This window comes from Allobosea sp. P1_A7, from assembly GCF_056406775.1.
The window spans coordinates 1-3887 of record NZ_JBFTZN010000388.1 but is presented as its reverse complement, the minus strand read 5'-3'; the positions used below and the strand labels follow the sequence as shown (position 1 = coordinate 3887).

The following is a 3887-nucleotide window of genomic DNA, read 5'->3' as shown; positions in this document are numbered from 1 at the left end:
GAAGAGGCCAGTCCGCTTGGCGCTCTCGCCGCGCAGGCCGAGCGCGAAGGCTACAAGGGCGGGCAGGGCAAGACGCCCTATCACGGCTACTACTACAAGATCCTCAAGCGCCAGGGGGCCGCGGCGCCAGGCGGAAGCCTAGACTATGTCGTCGGCGGCAAGATGATCGGCGGCTTCGCCCTGCTCGCCTATCCCGCCGAATACGGCACCTCCGGCGTCATGAGCTTCATCGTGAACCACGAGGGTACGGTGTATCAGAAGGATCTGGGACCCAAGACCAGCCGGATCGCGACGCGGATGCGCTCATACGATCCCGACAAGACCTGGGAGAAGGTTTCGGTGCCGCAGAGTTGATGGCAGTCCACCTGGCGGACACGACCGGGAATGGCTTTGGGGCCGATGATGCCGGACAATCGCGAGGTCGAGCTGAAACTCATTCCCATGAGTGGGGACCTCGAGCACTATGCCCGGGCGGCCAAGGCGTTGGGGACAAGCGGGAAGGGCAGGACACGGCGCCTGCACTCCGTCTACTTCGATACCCCCAAGCTCAAGCTGCGGCGCAAGGGCTATTCGCTTCGCATCCGGCATGACGGCCGGAAGAACATCCAGACGGTCAAGTCGAGTGGCGCCGGAGCGATCATGCGCGGCGAGTGGGAGTGCGCCGTCGCGACCGATGCACCGTCGAAGGATACGCTCGCAGGGACGCCTCTGTGCGATGTGCTGGGCGACCGCGACCTGAGCAACTTGCGAGCGGTTTTCAGCACGCAGGTCAGGCGCAGGACCTTCGTCATCATGCGCCCCGATGCGACAGTGGAACTGGCGCTCGACATCGGAGAGATCCAGGGCGATGGCCGGTCGCTGCCGATCTGCGAGGCCGAGCTCGAACTCGCAAGCGGCACGCCGACTGCGCTCCTGAGCTGTGCCCGTGATCTGGCATCGATCGTGCCCTCGCTGCCGGTATTGTCGTCCAAGGGCGAGCGCGGCTTCCGGCTGAGCGCGGGTTCCCCGCAGAGCGCCGTCAGCGAACTGTCCTTCGATGTCACGCCGGGCATGAGCACGGAACAGGCCATCCAGAGCACGTTCTCCACTTGCTTCACCGGACTCTTCGATAACTTTGCCCTGCTCGCGGCGGGCAGCGGCGGCGAGGCGCTGCATCAGGCACGGGTCTGCATTCGCCGGATACGGGCGCTCGCTTCATTGTTCGAGCCGGCCCAGCAATGGCGAGGTGACAATGACCTTTCGCCACGGCTTCGCTGGCTGACCCAGTTTCTTGGTGCATCCCGCGAGGTCGATGTCCTCTGCGAGACCGTCCTGGCAGCGCTCGGCGCCAGCTATGGCAGCGCCCCGGGCGTTGCGGATCTGAGAGCGGTCTTTGAAACCCGGGGCGAGCACGCTCGTGAAACGGCGATCGACTATCTGAAGTCGCCGGCAGCCCTGGAGCTCAGCCTCGACCTGCTCGGCGCGCTGGCACGAACCTCGCCGACGCCGCAACAGGCCGAGCTGCTCCAGATGCCGATCGGGCGCTATCTGAGACGCGAACTTCGGCCGCGACTGAAGTCGTTCCTCAAGCGCTGCCGGCACATCGAACGGCTCGATCCACCCGAACAGCATGAGGCGCGCGTTCGCGCCAAGAAGCTCCGCTACATGATCGACCCCTTCGGTGCGCTTCTGGCCCGGCGAAGCTTCTCCAGCCTCATCGAGCCTCTCCAGACAATCCAGCGCGTCCTTGGCGACCTCAATGACCGCAGGACCGGTGAAGCCTTGCTCATGAGYTATGTCGAGGAGGTGCTGGGCGGGGATAGCGGTGGCAGCCGCATTCTCTTCGCCGCCGGCCTTGCAACTGCGCTCTGCCGCGCTTCCGACACCAAGGACGTGACGGATAGCGCGGCGGCTGCCCGCTCCAGGCTGGAGCGTTCTGATCTCGACTTCGACGAGGGAGAGGATTCCGGCCTGGCATAGCCTGCGCCGCTGGGCTCGCCGGACAAGGCGCAAGGAAGCAATGATGTTCGGTCGCCTTCCAATCCTGAGCGGCTTCTCTGGCTTCTCGCCCGACTGGCTGCGCTTTGACGTGACCGCAGGCCTGGCGGTGGCGGCGGTCGCGATCCCGAGCGCCATTGCCTATCCCGCGATCGCAGGGCTGCCCGTCGAGGTGGGGATCTATGCGAGCATCCTGCCGCTCGTCGGCTATGCGCTCTTCGGGCCCTCCCACAAGCTCATGCTTGGCCCCGATGCGGCGACGATGACGGTTCTTGCCGCGGTCATGGCCGCGATGCCTGCCGGCTCTCCCGAGGAGCGGGTCGCCACTGCTGCGGCGCTTGCATTGGCTGTCGGCATCCTCAGCCTTCTTGCCAGCACGGTCGGCCTCGGCGCCATCGCGGCCTTCCTGTCCCGGCCGATCCTGATCGGATTCATCAGCGGCATCTCGATATCGATCATGGTGGGCCAGATCGGTCGGCTGACCGGCGTGAAGATCGACGCCGACGGCTTGCTGGCCCCAGTCCTGGAACTGTTGCGAAGATCGGATCTGATCCATTGGCCATCGGTGACGCTGGGAGCGGCGATGCTGGCGCTTCTGCTGATCCTGCCACGCCTGCGCTTTCCGATCCCCGGGCCTCTCGTCGTCGTCGTCGTTGCAGCCATCGCCTCCCATCTGTTCAATTTCGAGGCGATGGGTATCAAGGTCGTCGGCCGCCTGCCAAACACACTCCCGGCCTTGTCGTTTCCCACCGGGGCTGCCTTGCCGCTGCGCGAACTCGTGCTCGGCGCCGGGGCCGTCTGGCTCGTCAGCGTCAGCGCCGGGCTCGTCAGTGCGCGCAGCTTCGGGGTGCGCGGCAATTTTCCGATCGATGCCAACCGCGAGCTCGTCGGCATCGGCGCGGCCAATATCGCATCGGGATTGTTCAGCGGCTTTCCGGTCACCATCTCGGATTCGCGTACGGCGATAAACCTGGCTGCCGGAGCACGATCGCAACTGGCCGGGCTGGTTGCGGCCGGCGCGCTGACGGCGCTGCTGCTCTACCTCAATCAGGCGCTGCGTGTGCTGCCGGTGCCGGCGCTGGGCGCCATTCTGGTCGCAGCGGCGTTGAATCTCATCGACATTTCCGGCTTGAGGGAAACCTGGCGCATCAGCCGGGTCGAGTTCGTCTTTGCGCTGATCAGCATGTGGGGAGCGATCAGCCTGGGGGTGTTGAGCGGCGTGGTGATCGCCATTGCTGGGACCCTGCTTCATCTGCTGCTCAAGGACATGCGACCGCGCGATGCCTTGCTCGGGCGCGCTGCCGGCAGGCCGGGCTTCTACAAACTTCATCGGGTACAGGAGGCGCGGCCCGTTCCAGGGCTGGTGATCTACCTGGTTCAGGGCAGCGTGCTGTTCTTCAATGCCGAATACGTCAAAGCCCGGATCGAGGGTATCGTCGATGCGGCACCGCCGGGGACGCGCTGGCTCGTGATCGACGCCAGCGCGATCGCCCAGATCGATTCAACTGCTGCGGTCATGCTCGGTGAGCTGCAGGGGTGGCTTGCAGAGCGCGGCGTGACGCTGGCCGTCGCGGAGCTGCACCGGGATCCGATGGACATCCTCAGGCGATCGGGTTTTCTCGATGCRATTTGGYCAGGGTTGATTTTCGACGAGCTTCAGGATGCCGTCGGCGCCTTTGAAGCCGAGCGCCGCGTCATTCCAGCAGGCGAGGGCATCTAGCAGGCTGTTGAAAAAGTCTGTAGCGGGGCGGCGTTTGGCGTGATTCACTCGGCTAGAGGAGTTGGCTGGGGGCATTTGATGCGCGGGTCGGATGAGCGCTCTGGATCGCTGTTTTCCTATGTGGATCTGGAGGCACGGGTCGGAGCTGGATCGCTGTTTTCCTATGTGGATCTGGAGGCACGGGTCGGAG

At 65.0% G+C, this 3887-nt stretch carries 3 protein-coding genes; all 3 read left to right on the top strand.

Translation table 11 applies throughout. The annotated features are described in order from the left end of the window. Positions 1–354 (top strand): DUF2950 family protein (locus tag AC1D34_RS34805; protein ID WP_476826692.1); only part of this gene is annotated, 354 nt, incomplete at its 5' end. Positions 355–384: 30 nt separating this feature from the next. Continuing rightward, positions 385–1959, top strand: coding sequence for a CYTH and CHAD domain-containing protein (locus AC1D34_RS34800; protein ID WP_476826691.1), 1575 nt, complete (start codon positions 385–387; stop codon positions 1957–1959). Positions 1960–2002: 43 nt separating this feature from the next. Next, on the top strand, positions 2003–3697 hold the full coding sequence (locus AC1D34_RS34795; RefSeq protein WP_476826690.1) for a SulP family inorganic anion transporter: 1695 nt from the start codon (positions 2003–2005) through the stop codon (positions 3695–3697). The last annotated feature ends 190 nt before the right edge of the window (positions 3698–3887 follow it).